A 17,852-nucleotide genomic window follows, 5' to 3' on the forward strand; every position below is an offset into this window, starting at 1 on the left:
GTCCTCGTCGAGGGGCGGCGAGTTCACGGCGTCCGAGGTTCGATGGCGTGGAGCGGCTTGAGATAGGTGTTCCAGGCCACGACGCAGTCCTCCCCGCAACGCTCGAACCAGCGCGGCAGGACGACCTCGGCGAGGAGGCGCCGGCGCGTCGCGTCCGCTGGCAGGGCCGGCACGACGGTCATCGGCCGCCCGGGCTTGCCGGAGCAGATTTCCGTCCCGGCATTGCAGGCGAGGCCGCGTTGCGTATCGGCTTCCGCCTGGGACCAGATCCGCTCCTCGAGCTGCCCCACGCCTTGCCGGATGGTGTCGCGCGCATCCGCGGGCAGACCATCGAAATAAGTCGCGTTCGCGCCGAAGAGCGAGACGCCCCAATTGAGCGCGAGGGCGTGCACCGCCACGGCGACGCGCGGCAGGCCGATCTCATAGCCGCTCAAGGTGCCGGTGATCGCGCAATCGACGACCCCGTCGCGCAGAGCCGCCACGATTTCGGCAAAGGGCAGGATCACCGGCACCGCCCCCATCGACGCCATCAGCTCGGATTGCCCGACGGAGGAAGTCCGCACCTTCCGCCCAGCGAGATCGTCGAGCCCCTTGAAGGACCGGGTGCAGAACAGGACCTGCGCCGGATAGGCATAGATGCCGAGGAGCTCGATCTCGTAGCGCTCACGCAGCAGGCTGCGCAGATGCTCCCGGAACGCAGCGACGGTCCGGCGCAGCGTCGCGACATCGGGGTTCAACAGGGGCAGGTCGACGGCACTCAGCTCCGGCTCGTCGCCCGCGACGGCACTTAGCTGGGCCGTACCGAACGAGACCACACCGAGCCGCAGGAGCTGGAGCATCTCCTGGTTGCGCAAGCTCCCCGCATCGAGCGGCCGGATCGTCGCAGTGATGCGCCCCTTCGACAGCGCATTGATCTCCGACTGCCAGAAGGGTTGCTCGATCTTGGTGTATTGGGTGATGCCGGCGAGCCCGCCGATGATCTGCAGTTTGACCGGCTCCTCGGGGCGTGTCTGGGCCAGGGCCGCGCAACCTGCGAAGGCGAGCGCCGCGGCAACAACTGCAATCATAGGCTGCACGCGCCGGAGCGGGCGGCGGGTGATGGCGTTGTCGCGGGCCTTGGCCATCTCCCCCCCGTGGTAGCGGTGTCCAATCGGATGATATTCAGCCGTGGCGGTTAACCGCGGTTAAACCGGAAGCCGACGCTTGCGCCGATGGCCCGATCTTTCCACCGCATTCCGCACGCAAGGCGCGAAGCCCGCCATGTGCGGTTGATCGCGCGGTCGCAGCGCCGTTGTGGCTTCGGCCTTTCGGGCATGGATCTGCAAGGCAGTCTTGCCCGTGCGCGGCAAGCTTGTCGAAGCTGATTTTGAATACTCCTGCCGGTACGGTCGAAACTATATTGCAGACGCGAGATAAAGCCGGAGCGGCCTGTAACAACGTCCGTGGAAGGTTTCGGCTGTTGCAGCGCAAGCGAAGCTTGCTATGCTCGCTGATCTACTGCTCCCGTCCCAGGTCGTATCGTCAGGCATCGAGGCTCCCCGTCGCGCGCGTCAGGTGACGGGCGCGAAGCAAGGGAGCCTGCCGGTCCGGAGCCGGCGGCACAGGAAGGTCGGAAGCAGCCTTGGGAAGAGCGGAAGGGGTGGGGGATGGTGCGTCTGGCGACGGTGGCGGCTCTTTGGGTTCTGGCCTGTCCGGCAGCGGCGACGAGCGAGGTGCTGCGCCAGGGCGAATTCCTGCAGGACTACATCACCTGCGAAGCCTGGATGAAGCGCGAAGCCGCGGATGCTGAAATGCACGGCCTGATCGGCCGCTGGGTGATCGACGCCCTGCGCCACGGCTCTCCATCGCGATTGTCGCGATATGGGGATGGCGAAGTGCTGGATGCCGTCGAACGCCAATGCCGGGCTCAGCCGACCAAGACTTTGACCGTCGCGACCTTCCTGGCCGGGCTTCGGCTGCCGGAGTAGCGCCGAGAGCATCGGCCCAAAAGGTGGAACGCGGTTTTCGGAGAATGCCGATGCCAAATCAAAAGCTTGGAGCATCGGACTGAATACGGCATTCAGTCCGATGCTTTGGTTCTTGGCCGGAGCAGCGACGATGCGCAGCTCCGACCGTTGGGATTACTGAAAGAGCTTCATCGCGTTGACCAGCGTCTGGGCTACGCCGCCCAGCAGCGGAATGCCCGCGATGCTCCAGGCCACGACGAGGCGAAGGGTGCTGGTCGGAGCGCTATCGTTACTCTGCATGATGATCTCCTCGGAACATTTTCGAGCGAAGCGGACGTTGGCTTCGCAGGATGAAATGCAGCAAGAACAATGGCTTGGATCACTTTCTGGATTCAGGATATCCAGAAATCGCCTTAGAATCCCGATGGGTGGCCGCTACCTGCAACCAGGGCAGCGATGCCAGTGGCGCTGTGCTGCGGCCGAAGCGATGCCATGGCGTGCCGAAGCCAATAGCGAAGCCAGGCCAGCAGCAGGAGCCGCAATGGCGGCTCCCGAGGTGCTATGATCGGCATGGCCCGCTCCTCACGCCTGTGCGGGCGCGGCCTGGGCACCGCCCGGCAGATCGAGACCACGTGACGGCTCGGCCTCGCTCACCATGTGATGGCGCTTGTCGACCGCCCTGACGCAGAGATTGGCGATGAAGCCGATCACGAGCAGTCCCGCCATGATGTACATCGTAACATTGTAAGCCTGCGCCTTGGGCACGCCATGCGCGAGATTGTATTCGCGGATGTAGTTGATCAGCACCGGCCCGGCGATGCCCGCCGCCGACCATGCCGTCAGCAGGATGCCGTGGATGGCACCGACATAGCGGGTGCCGAACATGTCGCGCAGATAGGCCGGCACGGTCGAGAAGCCGCCGCCATACATGCTGACGATGATCAGAAAGCAGATGACGAACAGCACGACATTGCCGCTGCCACCGGCATAGGGCACCGTGATGTAGAGGATGAAGCCCAGCACCATGTAGCAGAAATAGGTGTTCTTGCGCCCGATATAGTCAGAGAGCGAGGCCCAGCTAAACCGCCCGCCCATGTTGAACAGGCTCATCAGCCCGACGAGACCGGCGGCCGCGACCGGGGTGATCCGGCCGGGGAACATCTCCTGGCTCATCGCCGAGGCCTGCCCGAGCACGCCGATCCCGGCGGTGGTGTTGACGAAGAGGACCGTCCAGATCAGCCAGAATTGCGGGGTCTTGATCGCCTGGTAGACGAAGACGTCGTTCTTGGTGATCAGCTTGCTCGCCGTCGCCGGCGGCACATAGCCTTCCGGCTTCCAGCCCGGCGCCGGCACCCGGACGGTCAGCGCACCGAACATCATGAACAGGAAATAGACGCAGCCCAGCGTGATGAAGCTCCAGAGCACGCCGACATCGGTCGCCGTCTGGAATTTGCTCATCAGCCAGACCGAGAGCGGCGAGGCGATCAGCGCGCCGCCACCGAAGCCCATGATCGCCATACCCGTGGCCATGCCGGGCCGATCGGGAAACCACTTCATCAATGTCGAGACCGGCGAGATATAGCCGATGCCGAGCGCGCAGCCACCGATCACGCCGTAGCCGAGATAGATCAGCCAGAGATTGTGCAGCTTGACGCCGAGCGCCGAGATCAGGAAGCCGCTCGCCCAGCAGATCGCAGCGGTGAACATCGCCTTGCGCGGTCCGCCCTCCTCGACCCAGCGCCCGAAGACGGCGGCCGACACCCCGAGGAACACCATCGCAATCGAGAAGATCCAGCCGAGCTCGGTCAGCTTCCAGTCGTCCGGGGCTGATTGCGAGACGCCGATCAGGCGCGTCATCGGCAGGTTGAAGACGCTGAAGGCATAGGCCTGGCCGATGCACAGATGGACGCAGAGTGCCGCCGGCGGCACCAGCCAGCGGCTGTAACCAGGCTTGGCGATGGTTCGCTCGCGATCCAGGAAGGGGATCATCGATTTGGCGTATTCGTTTCGTCGGTCGATCGTCGTCATGCGTTTCCTCCTCCAGCCGGGTCGTTGCCCTGTTTTCGGCTTCGCGCTTTGGCGAGTTTCAGCCGGTTTTCGTCCGCTCAGTGGCGATCAGCGCGACGGCATCGCGAACCAGCGGGTCGAGCCCGCTGCCGCCGTCGTCGAAATGCGCGCAGATGGCGCTGCGCATGCGTGGGTCCCAGAATTTCCGGAGATGGGTCGCAACCGCCTCGGCCACTTCGGCCCGGGGCTGGCTCGCGAAGAAGCTGCCGATCTGGTTGGCCATGTGGATGAGCCGGTCGAGCTGCATCGCGCTCACTCCGCCGCCGGCGGCATGATCCGCCGGCTGTTGTCGGCGAAGGCGGAATAGCGCTCCTGCCAGTCCGAGCGTCCATTGGAAGGCGAGACCTGCACGGCCGTGCATTTGTATTCCGGGCAGTTGGTCGCCCAGTCCGAATAATCGGTGGTGACGACGTTGGCCTGCGTGTCCGGGTGGTGGAAGGTCGTATAGACGACGCCGGGCGCGACGCGCTCGGTCACCAGCGCCCGCAAGGCGGTCTCGCCGGAGCGGCTGGCCAGCCTGACCCAGGAGCCGTCGGCGATGCCGCGCTCCTCCGCGTCATGCGGATGGATCTCGAGCAGGTCTTCCTTGTGCCAGACGACATTCTCGGTGCGCCGCGTCTGCGCGCCGACATTGTATTGCGAGAGGATGCGCCCGGTCGTCAGCAGCAGCGGATAGCGCGGGCCGACGCGTTCGTCGGTCGCGAGATACTCGGTGATGACGAAATGGCCCTTGCCACGCACGAATTTGTCGATGTGCATCACCGGCGTGCCGGTCGGCGCCTGCTCGTTGCAGGGCCACTGGATCGAGCCGAGCTCGGCAAGACGCTCGAAGGAGACGCCGGCGAAGGTCGGCGTCAATCGCGCGATCTCATCCATGATCTCGGAGGGATGGCCGTAATGCATCGGGTAGCCCAGCGCATTGCTGAGCGCGGCGGTGATCTCCCAGTCGGCCAGACCGGATTTCGGCTCCATCACCTTGCGCACGAGCTGGATGCGCCGCTCGGCATTGATGAAGGTGCCGTCCTTCTCCAGAAAGGTGCTGCCGGGCAGGAAGACATGGGCGTAGTTCGCCGTCTCGTTCAGGAACAGGTCCTGCATGACGACGCATTCCATCGCCGACAGGCCCGCTGCGACATGGCGCGTGTCGGGGTCGGACTGCATGATGTCCTCGCCCTGGACGTAGAGCCCCATGAAGGAGCCATCCAGGGCCGCGTCGAGCATGTTGTTGATGCGCAGGCCCGGCTCCTTGTCGAGCCAGGTGCCCCAGGCATCCTCGAACAGGCCGCGCACCGCATCGTTCGAGACATGGCGATAGCCCGAGAACTCATGCGGGAAGGAGCCCATGTCGCAGGAGCCCTGGACGTTGTTCTGCCCGCGCATCGGGTTCACGCCGACACCCGGCCGGCCGATATTGCCGGTCGCCATGGCGAGATTGGCGATCGCCATCACGGCGGTCGAGCCCTGGCTGTGCTCGGTGACGCCGAGCCCGTAATAGATCGCGCCATTGCCGCCGGTGGCGAACAGGCGCGCCGCGCCGCGGATATCGGCGGCCGCGACACCGGTGACCTTCGAGAGCGCCTCCGGGCTGTTGCGCTCCTCGGCGACGAAGGCGGCCCAGTCCTGGAAGGCATCCCATTCGCAGCGCTCGCGCACGAAGGCCTCGTCGACCAGCCCCTCGGTGACGACGACATGGGCAAGCGCGGTCAGGATCGCGACATTGGTGCCGGGCAGCACCGGCAGGTGGTAGGCCGCCTCGACATGGGGCGCGCGCACCAGTTCGATCCGGCGGGGATCGATGACGATGAGCTTGGCGCCCTCGCGCAGGCGCTGCTTCATCCGCGAGCCGAAGACGGGATGCGCATCGGTCGGGTTGGCGCCCATCAGGAGCATCACGTCGGTCTGCTCGACGGAATCGAAATCCTGCGTGCCGGCCGAGGTGCCGAAGGTCGTGCTCAGGCCGTAACCGGTCGGCGAATGGCAGACGCGGGCGCAGGTATCGACATTGTTGTTGCCGAAGCCGGCGCGCACCAGCTTCTGGACCAGGAAGGTCTCCTCATCAGTGCAGCGCGACGAGGTCAGGCCGCCGATCGAACCGGTGCCGTATTTGGCCTGGATGCGCTTGAACTCGCTCGCCGTATGGGCGATCGCCTCCTCCCAGGACACCTCGCGCCAGGGGTCGGTGATCTTCTCCCGGATCATAGGGTTGAGGATGCGTTCCTTGTGGTTGGCATAGCCCCAGGCGAAGCGGCCCTTGACGCAAGAGTGGCCGTGATTGGCCTTGCCGTCCTTGTAGGGGATCATGCGGACGACCTCGTCGCCGCGCATCTCGGCCTTGAACGAGCAGCCGACGCCGCAATAGGCGCAGGTCGTGACCGTCGACCATTCCGGCTTGCCCTTGGCAATGACGGCTTTCTCGATCAGCGAGCCCGTCGGGCAGGCCTGCACGCAGGCGCCGCAGGAAACGCAGTCCGACTCCAGGAAGGACTGGTCGGTGCCGGCCGCCATCACGGATTCGAAGCCGCGGCCGGTAATGGTCAGCGCGAAGGTGCCCTGCACATCCTCGCAGGCCCGTACGCAGCGCGAGCAGACGATGCATTTGGCGGGGTCGTAGCTGAAATAGGGATTGGATTCGTCGAGCCCGGTATCGCGGTGGCGAGCGCCGTCGAAGCCGTAGCGAACTTCCGTCAACCCGACCTCCGCGACCGTGTCGAGCAGCGCGATATCGCCCTGCCCGACCGGGTCGAGCGCCGCGACCGGATGGTCGGAGACATAAAGCTCCATGACGCCCTTGCGCAAACGGTCGAGCCGCTCCGAGCGCGTATGCACCACCAGCCCCTCCGCGACCGGCGTCGTGCAGGAGGCCGGCGTGCCGTTGCGGCCCTCGATCTCGATCAGACAGAGCCGGCAGGAGCCGAAGGCGTCGAGCATGTCGGTCGCACAGAGCTTGGGGATCTCGGTGCCGATCTCCATCGCCGCGCGCATGATCGAGGTGCCGGCCGGCACCGTCGCGCTGCGGCCGTCGATGGTGAGGGTGACCATGGCGCTCGCCTTGGAAGCCGGCGTGCCATAGTCGGTTTCCTGGACGAGCTGCATGGCGACCTCCTTCACTCCGCCGCCTGGCGGCTGGGCGGCGTGACGCCGAAATCTTCCGGGAAATGGGTGAGCGCGCTCATCACCGGATAGGGCGTGAACCCGCCGAGCGCGCAGAGCGAACCGAGCTTCATGGTGTGGCAGAGGTCTTCGAGCACCGTCAGGTTGGCGGCGCGCTGCTCGCCGGCGATGACGCGGTCGATCACCTCGACGCCACGGGTCGAACCGACACGGCAGGGCGTGCATTTCCCGCAGGATTCGACCGCGCAGAACTCCATCGCGAAACGCGCCTGCCGGGCCATGTCGACGCTGTCGTCGAAGACCACGATGCCGCCATGGCCGATCAGGCCGTCGCGCGCCGCGAAGGCCTCGTAGTCGAACGGCGTGTCGAACAGCTCTCGCGGGAAATAGGCGCCGAGCGGCCCGCCGACCTGGACCGCGCGCACCGGCCGGCCGCTGGCCGTGCCGCCGCCGATCTCGTCGACGAGTTCGCCGAGCGTGATGCCGAAGCCGACCTCGAACAGGCCGGGATGGCGGATATTCCCGGCGAGCTGGATCGGCATCGTGCCGCGCGAGCGGCCCATGCCGAAATCGCGATAGAACGCCGCGCCCTTGTCGAGGATGATCGGCACGCTCGCGAGCGAGAGCACGTTGTTGATGGCGGTGGGGCAGCCGAAGAGCCCCTTATGTGCCGGCAGCGGCGGCTTGGCCCGAACGACGCCGCGGCGCCCCTCAAGACTGTCGAGAAGAGCGGTCTCCTCGCCGCAGACATAGGCACCGGCGCCGACCCGGACCTCCATGTCGAAGCCATGGGACGAGCCCGCGATCGCCGCACCCAGCATGCCCTTCCGGCGCGCCTCGCCCAGCGCATGCTCCAGCGCGGCGATCGCGTGAGGATATTCCGAGCGGACATAGATGTAGCCATAGGTCGCGCCGACGGCGATGGCGGCAATGGTCATGCCTTCGATCAGGACGAAGGGGTCGCCCTCCATGATCATGCGGTCGGCGAAGGTGCCGCTATCGCCTTCATCGGCATTGCAGACGATGTATTTCCGCTCGCCTTCCGCCTTCGCGACGGTGTCCCATTTGATGCCGGTCGGAAAGCCGGCGCCGCCGCGTCCGCGCAGGCCGGACTCCGTGACGGCCGCGACGGTCGCCGCTGGGCCGGCATCGAGCGCAGCGGCCAGCCCGCGATAGCCGCCATGGGCGATATAGTCCTCCAGGGAACGGGGATCGACGGTGCCGCAGCGCGCGAAGGTCAGCCGGGTCTGCTTCGCGAAGAAGGGCAGCGCCTCCGTCAGGCCATGGCACAGCGGATGGCTCGTGCCGGCCAGGGCAGCATCGAGCACGCCGGCGGCATCGCCCGGAGCGACCGGGCCATAGCCGATGCGGCCGTCGCGGGTGGCGTATTCGACCAGCGGCTCCAGCCAGTGCAGCCCGCGCGAGCCGGTGCGGACGATGTCGATGGCGACCCCGCGCGCACTCGCCGCCACCTGCAAAGCCTCCGCCACGCGATCGGCATCGACCGCGATGGCCGCCGCGTCGCAGGGGATGAAGAACCGCGGCGTCATTGTCCGGCCTCCGTCAGCAGCGAGGCGAGCTTGCCGTCGTCGAGCCGCCCGACGATCCGGCCGTCGAGCATCGCGGATGGGGCGACAGAGCAGAGTCCCAGGCAATAGACCGCTTCGAGCTGGACCTTGCCATCCGCGCTGGTGCCGCCGAAGCCGATGCCCAGCGCCTCCTGAGCCTGTCGCGCCAGCCGCTCCGCACCTTGGGACTGGCAGGCCTCGGCCCGGCACAGCTTCAGGCTATGGGCCGCAGGCGGTGCCTGCCGGAAATCCGGATAGAAGGTGATGACGCCATGGACTTCGGCGCGCCCGATATTCAGCGCATCCGCCACGAGGGCCGTGGCTGCCGGATGGATATAGCCGAACTCCTCCTGCAGCGCGTGCAGGATCGGCAGCAAGGCGCCCTCGCGGGATTTCCATTCCGAGATGATGCGGGCGGCGATATCGCCATCCCAGGCCAGATGCCGCTCCAATGCTTTTCCCCTGCGATCTCTACGATCTGCTTGAATCGCAGGCTCATGCAGGCAGATGATTTTGACAAACGAATAATTATAAACTTACGTATCGGGTTTATAGATTTAAAAGACGGCCGATATGGATACGGAACTGGCACGAACCTTTCTGACGGTGGTCTCGGCCGGCAATTTCAGCGGCGCGGCGGACCGGCTTCATGTCAGCCAGTCGACGGTGAGCACGCGGATCAACGTGCTGGAGGAGCAATTGCGCTGCCGGCTGTTCGTCCGCAACAAGGCCGGAACGACCTTGACGGCGGCCGGGCACCGCTTCCAGCGTCATGCCGCGACGCTGGTCCAGACGGTGGTGCAGGCGCATCACGATATCGGGCTGCCCGAGGGCGCGGCCGGAACGCTGGCAGTCGGCGGCCGGATCGGCCTTTGGGAGGAGTTCCTGCTGCGCTGGCTACCGTCGATGCAGCGGGCCCGGCCCGACGTGTCGATCCGGATCGAGAGTGCGCTCGAGCCGGAGCTGATGCACGGGCTGATCGAGGGGCGCCTCGATATCGGCGTGATGTACACACCGCAGAGCCGCCCGGGCCTGAAGGTCGAGCATCTGTTCGACGACCGCCTGGTCATGATTGCGACGGATGCGCAATCCGCGCCCGAGCCGCAGTCCGGCTATGTCCTCGTCGACTGGGGCTCGGAATTCCAGGCGCGCCACAGCGCGAGCTTCCCCGATTTCGGCGGCGCGCTGCTCAGCGCCAATGTCGGCTGGCTGGGGCTGCAGCATATCCTGGAGCATGGCGGCTCCGGCTATTTTCCTGCACGCATCATCGCCCCGCATCTCGCGGCCGGAACGCTGCATCTCGTCGAGGACGCGCCTCATTTCATCATGCCGGCCTACGCGATCTCCCGCGCGGGCACGCAGGACGGCCCCCAGGCCGAAGCTCTCGCGATGATCAGGGAGATGGCGGGCACCCTGCTCTCGATCGGCTCGCCCTGAGCCGTCGAAGCAGGAGGCAGGCTGATCGCGGCGGAGCTTGGCTCGCCCGCCGCCTCAGAACGAGGGCAGCACGCCGCCGCCGAAGCTGTCGGAACGTCCGGCGAAGCCCGTCTGGCTATCGCGCGTATTGCCGGGCCCGCTCAGGCGTGCCGGAGCCGGGCCGGCATCGAGATAGCTGCGCTGCTGCGGCTGGAAGGTCATGCTTTGCACCACGGGGGGTTCCGAATAAGCGACCGGCTCGCTGGAGACGCAACCGCCGAGTGCCGCAAGGAGGGCCGTGGCCGGGGCAAGGTGGAGAAGACGCATCGTTCCCTCGTCGAGAAAGCGCAGGGACAGCGAAGACCGGCGACTGCCGATGCGATTCACCCTGCTGAGCGGTCATTATCGGGATGGCGGCCTGAAATGTATAGCAAGGCTCCGGTCAGCCGACCCGCGCGCCGGGCATAAGCCGGGCCGCAGGCTTTCGGTCAGCGCCGCTCGCGGCGGCCTTGCGGCGGAACGAAATCAAGCTGCTCGTCCGCAACCGTGCCATCGGGCTGGACGACGGCTTGCCAGCAGCGGTTGCCGCAACGGACCGAGAGGCGCCAGCGCCCCTCGTCCTCCGCCTCGCCGCGCTCGACCCGGCTCGTCACCAGCCCGCGGCGCATCAGGTCTCGCAATTCCTCCGCCGACCAGCCGAAGCGCTTCGCCAAGCGCGCAGCATCGAGCACGAAGGAGCCGTCCGCATCCCGGACGAAGGGAAGCTCGGGCAAGGCTTCACCGGTGGTCATGGCATTTCGCTCCGGCGCGTCGATCGTTCCGGCTCCTTCTGCACCGAAGGGCCGGCCGCATCCAGAGCACCTTCGTCCTCATCGAGCAGGATCCGCTCGGCGGCACCGTCGAGATCGTCATACTGGCCGCTACGCAGCGACCACAGGAAGGCGGCGAGCGCCGCCCCGCCAAGCACCAGCGCCAACGGAACGAGGAAGACCAGGCTGCTCATTCGCCGGGTTCGCAGGCCGGGGCAAGCTTTCCGGCCTGCCGCGTATCGGTCCCGGCACGAACCTGCGCCTTGCCCGCATCGAGGCGCAGGGCGTTGGCCACGACGAGGATCGAGGACAGCGACATGGCGAGCGCCGCGATCAGCGGCGTCACGTAACCCGCGATGGCAACTGGCAGGGCCAGCGCGTTGTAGAGGATCGCCAGGGCGAAATTCTGCCTGATCAGCCGCCCTGCCGCCCGCGCGACGGCAATCGCCGTGGGAACCGCATCGAGCCCGTCATGCAGGAAGACGAAATCCGCGGCGTTGCGACCGATATCTGCGGCCGAAGCCGGCGCCATCGAGGCATGCGCCGCGGCCAGTGCCGGCGCATCGTTGAGGCCGTCACCGACCATCAGCACCTTGCGATCCTCGGCAGCCAGTGCGGCGAGACGCTCAACCTTTCCAGCCGGCAGCAGACCGGCTGAGACAGCGTCGATGCCGAGCCTACCGGCGATCGGCTGCACCGCTGCAGATCTGTCGCCGGACAACAGCGCGATGGAAAGGCCATCGGCCCGCAAGGCATCGACAGCGGCCCGCGCTTGCGGGCGCAAAGTCTCGGCAAAGGCGAAGCGGGCGACGAAAGCGCCGTCGCGGCTCAGCACCGTCCCGCTTTCCGGCTGACCGCCCGCTTCCGCAAGGGCCCATTCCGCACGCCCGAGGCGATAGCAATGCCCTTCCAGCTCGGCCTCGACGCCGAAGCCGGGATGCTCCCGGATGTCCGTCAGCGCCAGGCCGGCTTCCGGCGCTGCAGCCGCGATGGCGCGGGAGAGCGGGTGGCTCGAACGCCGGGCGATCCCCGCCGCGATGGCCAGATCCCTGGCCGGGATTGCGGCGGGATCGACCAGTTGCGGCTGGCCGAAGGTCAGCGTGCCGGTCTTGTCGAAGGCGACCGTGTCGATCTCGGCGATGCGCTCGATCGCCGAGCCGTCCTTGACCATGATCCCGGCCTCGAACAGGCGCCGCGAGGCTACGACCTGCACGATCGGCACGGCCAGTCCCAGCGCGCAGGGGCAGGTGATGATCAGCACGGCGATCGCGATGGTGATCGCGCGATGCCAGTCGCCGGTCGCCATCATCCAGCCGAGGAAGGCGATCAGCGCGGTCGCATGGACCACCGGCGAATAGAGCGCCGCCGCCCGGTCGGCGATGCGGCGATAGCGGGCGCGGCCACCTTCCGCGGCCTCCATCAACCGGACCATCTCGGCCAGGAAGGAGCTCTCGGCTTTGGCCGTGGCGAGGATCGTCAGTGGCCCCGAGAGATTAAGCGTCCCGGCCTGCACCGCCATGCCCGGCGACACGGATTGCGGAGCGCTCTCGCCGGTGGCGATGGCGCAATCGAGCTCGGAAGCGCCCTCCTCCACGATGCCGTCGACGGGGACGCGTTCGCCGGCCGTGAGCGCGATCCGCATGCCCGGCGCCACCTCGGCCAGCGGCAGATAGCTCCGCCCGCCATCGGTATCGAGCACGGTCGCGCCGCGCGGCGCCAGCCGCATCAGGCCGCGCACGGCAGCGCGCGCCTTCTCATGCATCAGGTGGTCGAGCGTGCGGCCGATCAGCAGGAAGAAGATCAGCGAGGTCGCCGCGTCGAAATAGGCATGCGGACCGTCATGGATCGTGTCGTAGAGGCTGAGAGCAAAGGCGAGGCAGATACCGATCGAGATCGGCACGTCCATGTTGGTGCGGCCGCGCCGCAGCACCGCCCAGGCCGAGGAGAAGAAGATGCGGCCGGAAAAGATCAGGCAGGGCAAGGCCAGCGCGCCCGAAATCCAGTGGAAGGCCTGCCGCGTCTCGGGCTCCGCCCCCGACCAGACCGAGACCGAGAGCAGCATGATGTTCATGGCGCAGAAGCCGGCGACCGCCAGCGCCCGGATCAGCCGGTCGCGCTCAGGGTCCGTGCCCTCCGCCTCGCTCTCGAAGAGATGGCCGGGATAGCCGAGTTCGGCGAGCGCCGTCAGCAGGTCAGGCGCTTCCTCGCCCCGCCATTGCACCGCTGCGCGACGGGTCGAGAGATTGACCCTGACCTGCGCCACGCCCGGCAGCCGGGCAACGCCGGTCTCGACCGCCCGGATGCAGGCGGCACAATGCAGGCCGGGCACCGAGAGGTCGCTCTGGCGCAGGCCATTGCCGAGATCGCGGCTGGCGAGGCGGATTTCCTGCCGCGCCGCCGACGGGTCGGACGCGCCGTCCAGAGTCAGCGGCGGCGCGCAGCAGCTCACCTGAGCGCCCGATAGCTGTGCCAGGTCGCGTGACCGAGCAGCGGGAAGACCACGATCAGGCCGAGAAGCCCGGTCGCGACCGAGACAAGGAACAGGGCAAGCACGATCGCCCCCCAGGCGATCATCACCGGCAGGTTCCGCCAGACCATCGAGATGCTGGTGCCCATCGCGGTGAAGGCATCGACCCGCTCATCCAGCAGCATCGGGATCGCGAAGGCGCTGATCGCGAAGGAGAAGGCCGCGAACAGCCCGCCGACCACGGTGCCGACCAGCAGCATCGCCCAGCCGATCGGCGTTCCGAACAGCATGGCCGCGACCTCGTGGAGGCCCGGGAATGGCCTGAGCCCGAAGAACAGCGCGTAGATGATCACGGCCGCCCGCATCCAGACCAGCATCAGCAGCGAGAGGATCGCGCCCGTGTACCAGACCTGCCCGCCCGAGGCCGCCTTGACGAAGATCATCCGGGAGAGGCTGACCGGCTCGCCCTGCTCGATCGCGCGGCTTTTCTGGTAGAGCCCGATCGCCAACAGCGGCCCCATCACCATGAAGCCCGCCAGCGCCGGGAACAGGATGTAGTCGAGCCCGAGCCGGAATAGCCCCCAGACGATCACGGCGGAGACCGCGAAGACCGCGAGCCCGTAGAGCAGGCTCGGCCCCGGATTGCGCCAGAGATCGCGCCAGCCCGCGCCGAGCCAGGACAGGGCCGCACCCGCCGGCAGGTTGCGCCGCCGCTGGGCGGAGAGAGGCAGCGGCATCTCCTGGCCGTTCCCGATCGCAGCCATGTGCTTCTCCTCCCTCAGCAGGACGGGCGCGCGGCGCGGAACCCGCCCGCCTCGCCCGCCGATTTTGCATGCGGCACGCAGTCCGGCTGCGAGCCTATGGCGACATAGACCAGATGGGCGTTGGCGAGGATCAGCCCGCCCGCCAGCACCCCGGCGAGCGCGAGCCAGAAGGCTTTCCGCCCACCGCGGCCCCGTGTTTCGCCGTCTGCTGAAGCGCTCATCGCTTCGCCTCACCGAGCGTGCCGACATAGAGCGCCAGCAGCTTGATATCGGTCGGCGGGAGCCGGCCTTCCCAGCTCGGCATATGGCCCTGCCGCCCACCATGGATGCTGTTCACGACCGATTGCAGGTCGCCACCATAGATCCAGTTGGCGTCGGTCAGGTCCGGGGCGCCGAGATCATGCTGGCCCTTGGCGTTTTCGCCATGGCAGGCGACGCAATTCGCCGCGAAGACCTCCTTGCCCGCCGGCACGCGCGCCTGCTCGGCCGCGTCGAGCTTCTGGCCCGACAGCGAGCGGACATAAGAGGCGACGGCCAGGACCTGCTCGCGCTGGAGAATGCCGTCGCGGCCGAAAGCCATCATCTGCCCGGTGCGGGTGTCCTTTGCCGTGCCGTTGATGCCGACGCGGATCGTCTCGGCGATCGCCTCCGGGCTGCCGCCCCAGAGCCAGGAGCCGGCGGCGAGATTGGGGAAGCCCGGGCCTCCCTTCCCCTGCACGCCATGACAGACCGCGCAGTTATCCTCGAAGAGCGTGCGGCCGGTATCGCGGACATGGCGCATCAGCTGAGGATCGGCGGCGATCTCGGCGAAGGAGGCCTTGTCGAGCTTCGCGGTCCAGCTCGCCCGCTCAGTGGCGGCATCGCGCACCTGCTCGGCCACGACCTGGCGCTGGTCGATGCCGAGCAAGCCCTTGGTATAGGTCACGCCCAGCGGCCAGGCCGGCATCAGCAGCCAGTAGCCGATCGAGAACAGGGTCGTGACGGCCAGGAAGAACAGCACCACGCGCGGAATCGGCGTGTCGAGTTCCTCGATGCCGTTCCACTCATGGCCCGTCGTGATTGTCCCCGTGGCGGGGTCGCGCCTCGCATCTGCCATCGCTCAGTCCCCCGGCCTATCGTCTTTGTCGAAAATGCTCTTCTTGGCCCGATCGAAGCGCTTCCGGTTCGACGGCCACAGCGCGTAGATCAGCACGCCGATCGCCATGGCCACGAGGTAGAACAGCCCCCAGCTCTTGGCGAAACCGACAAGCGTGTGGTGATCGACATCCATCGTCTCACTTCTCCGCCGCGGCGGTCTGCTTCTGCGCAGCATCGGTCAGGCGGCCCAGCACCTGGAGATAGGCGACCACCGCATCCATCTCGGTCAGGCGCCCCGGCTCGCCGTCGAAGGCGCGCACGTTCGTCGCCTCGCCATAGCGCTCGCTGACGCCGCCCGCATAGGCGCTGTCGGGGCTCGCCTGGCCATAGGCATCCGTGCCGGCATTGGCGATCTGCGCATCGGTATAGGGCACGCCGACCGCGCGCTGCGCCTTGAGATGCCGGCCGAGATCCTCGGTCTTCAGCTCGTTGCGCATCAGCCAGCCGTATTTCGGCATCACCGATTGCGGCACGACATCGCGCGGGTTGATCAGATGCGCGACATGCCAGGCATCGGAATACTTGCCGCCGAGCCGGGCGATATCCGGCCCCGTGCGCTTGGAGCCCCAGAGCATCGGATGGTCGTATTTCGACTCGACCGCGAGGGAATACGGCCCGTAGCGTTCGACCTCGTCGCGCAGCGTCCGGATCATCTGGCTGTGGCAGGCATAGCAGCCCTCGCGGATGTAGATGTTGCGCCCCGCCAGTTCGAGCGGCGTGTAGACGCGCATGTCCGGCGCCTTCTCAACGGTCTCGCCGATGGTGAAGAGCGGCGCGATCTCGACGAAACCGCCGATCGCGGAGACGCCGATGATGGCGAGGACGAAGCCGATCGCGCTGCGTTCGAGCTTACGATGAAAGAACTCGCGCATCGGCTTACTCCCCCGCCTGAAGCGCAGCGCCCTGGAGCGCCGGCAGGTCGCTGTCGCCGGCGCCCGCCGCAGCCTGCGAACGGGACATCCGGATCGTCATCCAGACATTGTAGGAGGCCACGATCGCACCGATCAGGAACAGCAGCCCGCCGACGGTGCGCGCGATGTAATAGGGATGCATCGCGACCAGGCTGTCGATGAAGGAATAGGCCAGCGTGCCGCTGTCGTTATAGGTGCGCCACATCAGGCCCTGGATGATGCCCGAGTTCCACATCGCGAAGACGTAGATGACGGTCCCGGCCAGAGCGAGCCAGAAATGGACCTCGATCAGCTTGGGCGAATACATCCGCTCGACCTTCCACATCCACGGCACCAGCGCGTAGAGCGAGCCGAAGGTGATCATCGCCACCCAGCCGAGCGCGCCGGCATGAACATGGCCGACCGTCCAGTCGGTATAGTGCGAGAGCGAGTTGACCGCCCGGATCGCCATGAACGAGCCTTCGAAGGTCGAGAGCCCGTAGAACACCGCGGCGACCATCATGAAGCGCAGCGTCGCGTCGTCGCGGACCTTGCCCCAGGCGCCGTTGAGCGTCGCCAGCGCATTGCCGGCCGAAGCCCAGGACGGCACCAGCAGGACGACCGAGAAGGTCATGCCCAGCGTCTGCACCCATTGCGGCAGCGCCGTGTAGTGCAGGTGGTGCGAGCCCGCCCACATATACATGAAGGTGATGCCCCAGAAGCTGATGATCGACAGCCTGTAGGAGTAGATCGGCCGCCCTGCCCGCTTCGGCAGGTAGTAGTACATCATCCCGAGGAAGCCGGAGGTCAGGAAGAAGGCGACCGCGTTGTGGCCGTACCACCACTGCGTCATCGCATCCTGCACGCCGGAGAACAGCGAATAGCTCTTGGCCTCGCCGAAGGAGATCGGCACCGCCAGGTTGTTGACGATGTGCAGCACCGCCACGACCAGGATGAAGGCCATGTAGTACCAGTTGGCGACGTAGATATGCGGCTCCTTCCGCCGCTGCAGCGTGCGGATGTAGATCAGGAAATAGGTGACCCAGACGATGACCAGCCAGATATCGGCATACCATTCCGGCTCGGCATATTCCTTCGACTGGGTGATGCCCATCAGGTAGCCGGTAGCCGCCAGCACGCAGAACAGGTTGTAGCCGATCAGCACGAACCAGGGGCTGAACTGGTCCGGCAGGCGCGCCCGCGTTGTCCGCTGCAGGACGTGGAAGGAGGTCGCGATCAGGGCATTGCCGCCGAAGCCGAAGATCACGCCCGAGGTATGGACCGGCCGCAGGCGGCCGAAGCTCGCCCATCCCGCATCGAAGGTGAGATCCGGCCAGGCCAGGAGCGCCGCAACCCAGACGCCGAAGAACATGCCGGCCACGGCCCAGCCGAGCGAGAGCACGATGCCGACCCGCGTCGGATCGTCGTAATAGCGCGTCAGGCGCTCGTCGGACGGCTCCGGCGCGAAATAGCTCGACATGACAAGGCCGATGCAGCCGAGCCCGAACAGCAGGATGATCGCGCCATGCACGGCGAACAGGTCGTCACGGCCGGCGATCGCCATGGCAAACCCGCACAGCGCCAGAAGCGCCGAGATCGATATGGCGCGCTGCCGCTCAGCGACAGTGAGTGCCGCAATCATCGCTCACCTTCTCCATGACTGGCGCGGGCCGACGG

Annotated in this window: 19 protein-coding genes; 2 read left to right on the forward strand and 17 right to left on the reverse strand. The window is 66.8% G+C overall.

Features of this window, described 5'->3' with window-relative positions; translation table 11 throughout:
- Nucleotides 1–23: 23 nt before the first annotated feature.
- Entirely contained in the window at nucleotides 24–1,124 is a 1,101-nt protein-coding gene (locus FHT98_RS01840) for a TRAP transporter substrate-binding protein (RefSeq protein WP_061967183.1), read from the reverse strand.
- Nucleotides 1,125–1,646: 522 nt separating this feature from the next.
- Between FHT98_RS01840 and FHT98_RS01845 the strand changes: the two genes are divergently transcribed.
- Complete coding sequence (locus FHT98_RS01845) at nucleotides 1,647–1,967, forward strand: hypothetical protein (protein WP_142112006.1); 321 nt, start codon at nucleotides 1,647–1,649, stop codon at nucleotides 1,965–1,967.
- Nucleotides 1,968–2,120: 153 nt separating this feature from the next.
- Here FHT98_RS01845 and FHT98_RS26595 read toward each other — a convergent pair whose 3' ends face one another.
- From FHT98_RS26595 to FHT98_RS01870, 6 genes are all read right to left on the reverse strand, one after another.
- Nucleotides 2,121–2,246, reverse strand: a complete 126-nt coding sequence (locus FHT98_RS26595) for an MFS transporter small subunit (protein WP_274532868.1) — start codon at nucleotides 2,244–2,246, stop codon at nucleotides 2,121–2,123.
- 282 nt (nucleotides 2,247–2,528) lie between these two features.
- Nucleotides 2,529–3,974, reverse strand: a complete 1,446-nt coding sequence (locus FHT98_RS01850) for an L-lactate MFS transporter (RefSeq protein ID WP_061967180.1) — start codon at nucleotides 3,972–3,974, stop codon at nucleotides 2,529–2,531.
- Between the two features lie 58 nt (nucleotides 3,975–4,032).
- Nucleotides 4,033–4,260 carry a formate dehydrogenase subunit delta gene (locus FHT98_RS01855; RefSeq protein WP_061967178.1) on the reverse strand — a complete coding sequence of 76 codons (228 nt, stop codon included), beginning with the start codon at nucleotides 4,258–4,260 and terminating at the stop codon, nucleotides 4,033–4,035.
- A gap of 5 nt (nucleotides 4,261–4,265) precedes the next feature.
- Nucleotides 4,266–7,106, reverse strand: coding sequence for a formate dehydrogenase subunit alpha (fdhF, locus tag FHT98_RS01860; RefSeq protein WP_142112009.1), 2,841 nt, complete (start codon nucleotides 7,104–7,106; stop codon nucleotides 4,266–4,268).
- Between the two features lie 11 nt (nucleotides 7,107–7,117).
- On the reverse strand, nucleotides 7,118–8,674 hold the full coding sequence (locus tag FHT98_RS01865) for a formate dehydrogenase beta subunit (RefSeq protein ID WP_142112011.1): 1,557 nt from the start codon (nucleotides 8,672–8,674) through the stop codon (nucleotides 7,118–7,120).
- Complete coding sequence (locus tag FHT98_RS01870; RefSeq protein ID WP_113587794.1) at nucleotides 8,671–9,144, reverse strand: formate dehydrogenase subunit gamma; 474 nt, start codon at nucleotides 9,142–9,144, stop codon at nucleotides 8,671–8,673. Before FHT98_RS01870 ends, FHT98_RS01865 begins: the two co-directional genes overlap by 4 nt.
- Before the next feature lie 121 nt (nucleotides 9,145–9,265).
- Here FHT98_RS01870 and FHT98_RS01875 point away from each other — a divergent pair, with 121 nt between their 5' ends.
- Nucleotides 9,266–10,129 (forward strand): LysR family transcriptional regulator, encoded by an 864-nt coding sequence (locus tag FHT98_RS01875; RefSeq protein WP_061967170.1) that lies wholly within the window; start codon nucleotides 9,266–9,268, stop codon nucleotides 10,127–10,129.
- Nucleotides 10,130–10,183: 54 nt separating this feature from the next.
- Here FHT98_RS01875 and FHT98_RS26070 read toward each other — a convergent pair whose 3' ends face one another.
- The 10 genes from FHT98_RS26070 to ccoN form a co-directional block, all read right to left on the reverse strand.
- Nucleotides 10,184–10,435, reverse strand: coding sequence for a hypothetical protein (locus tag FHT98_RS26070; RefSeq protein WP_162260089.1), 252 nt, complete (start codon nucleotides 10,433–10,435; stop codon nucleotides 10,184–10,186).
- Between the two features lie 161 nt (nucleotides 10,436–10,596).
- The gene (locus FHT98_RS01880; protein WP_142112013.1) at nucleotides 10,597–10,899 is read right to left on the reverse strand and encodes a DUF6522 family protein; all 303 of its coding nucleotides are present in this window, start codon (nucleotides 10,897–10,899) and stop codon (nucleotides 10,597–10,599) included.
- Complete coding sequence (ccoS, locus tag FHT98_RS01885) at nucleotides 10,896–11,111, reverse strand: cbb3-type cytochrome oxidase assembly protein CcoS (RefSeq protein ID WP_142112015.1); 216 nt, start codon at nucleotides 11,109–11,111, stop codon at nucleotides 10,896–10,898. The genes FHT98_RS01880 and ccoS overlap by 4 nt, the downstream gene beginning before the upstream one ends.
- The gene (locus tag FHT98_RS01890; RefSeq protein WP_142112017.1) at nucleotides 11,108–13,366 is read right to left on the reverse strand and encodes a heavy metal translocating P-type ATPase; all 2,259 of its coding nucleotides are present in this window, start codon (nucleotides 13,364–13,366) and stop codon (nucleotides 11,108–11,110) included. The genes ccoS and FHT98_RS01890 overlap by 4 nt, the downstream gene beginning before the upstream one ends.
- Nucleotides 13,363–14,148, reverse strand: coding sequence for a DUF2189 domain-containing protein (locus FHT98_RS01895; protein ID WP_210184337.1), 786 nt, complete (start codon nucleotides 14,146–14,148; stop codon nucleotides 13,363–13,365). The genes FHT98_RS01890 and FHT98_RS01895 overlap by 4 nt, the downstream gene beginning before the upstream one ends.
- A 14-nt stretch (nucleotides 14,149–14,162) precedes the next feature.
- A complete protein-coding gene (locus tag FHT98_RS01900) occupies nucleotides 14,163–14,369 on the reverse strand; it encodes a hypothetical protein (RefSeq protein ID WP_142112019.1) in 207 nt (68 codons plus the stop codon).
- On the reverse strand, nucleotides 14,366–15,244 hold the full coding sequence (gene ccoP, locus FHT98_RS01905; RefSeq protein WP_142112020.1) for a cytochrome-c oxidase, cbb3-type subunit III: 879 nt from the start codon (nucleotides 15,242–15,244) through the stop codon (nucleotides 14,366–14,368). The genes FHT98_RS01900 and ccoP overlap by 4 nt, the downstream gene beginning before the upstream one ends.
- Nucleotides 15,245–15,247: 3 nt before the next feature.
- Nucleotides 15,248–15,418 carry a cbb3-type cytochrome c oxidase subunit 3 gene (locus tag FHT98_RS01910; RefSeq protein ID WP_061967157.1) on the reverse strand — a complete coding sequence of 57 codons (171 nt, stop codon included), beginning with the start codon at nucleotides 15,416–15,418 and terminating at the stop codon, nucleotides 15,248–15,250.
- 4 nt (nucleotides 15,419–15,422) lie between these two features.
- Nucleotides 15,423–16,157, reverse strand: a complete 735-nt coding sequence (gene ccoO / locus FHT98_RS01915) for a cytochrome-c oxidase, cbb3-type subunit II (protein ID WP_091861406.1) — start codon at nucleotides 16,155–16,157, stop codon at nucleotides 15,423–15,425.
- 4 nt (nucleotides 16,158–16,161) lie between these two features.
- On the reverse strand, nucleotides 16,162–17,817 hold the full coding sequence (gene ccoN / locus FHT98_RS01920) for a cytochrome-c oxidase, cbb3-type subunit I (RefSeq protein ID WP_142112022.1): 1,656 nt from the start codon (nucleotides 17,815–17,817) through the stop codon (nucleotides 16,162–16,164).
- Between the last annotated feature and the right edge of the window lie 35 nt (nucleotides 17,818–17,852).

Origin of the sequence: Allobosea sp. AK1 (assembly GCF_006714945.1) — a bacterium.
Taxonomy (GTDB): Bacteria; Pseudomonadota; Alphaproteobacteria; order Rhizobiales; family Beijerinckiaceae; genus Allobosea; species Allobosea robiniae.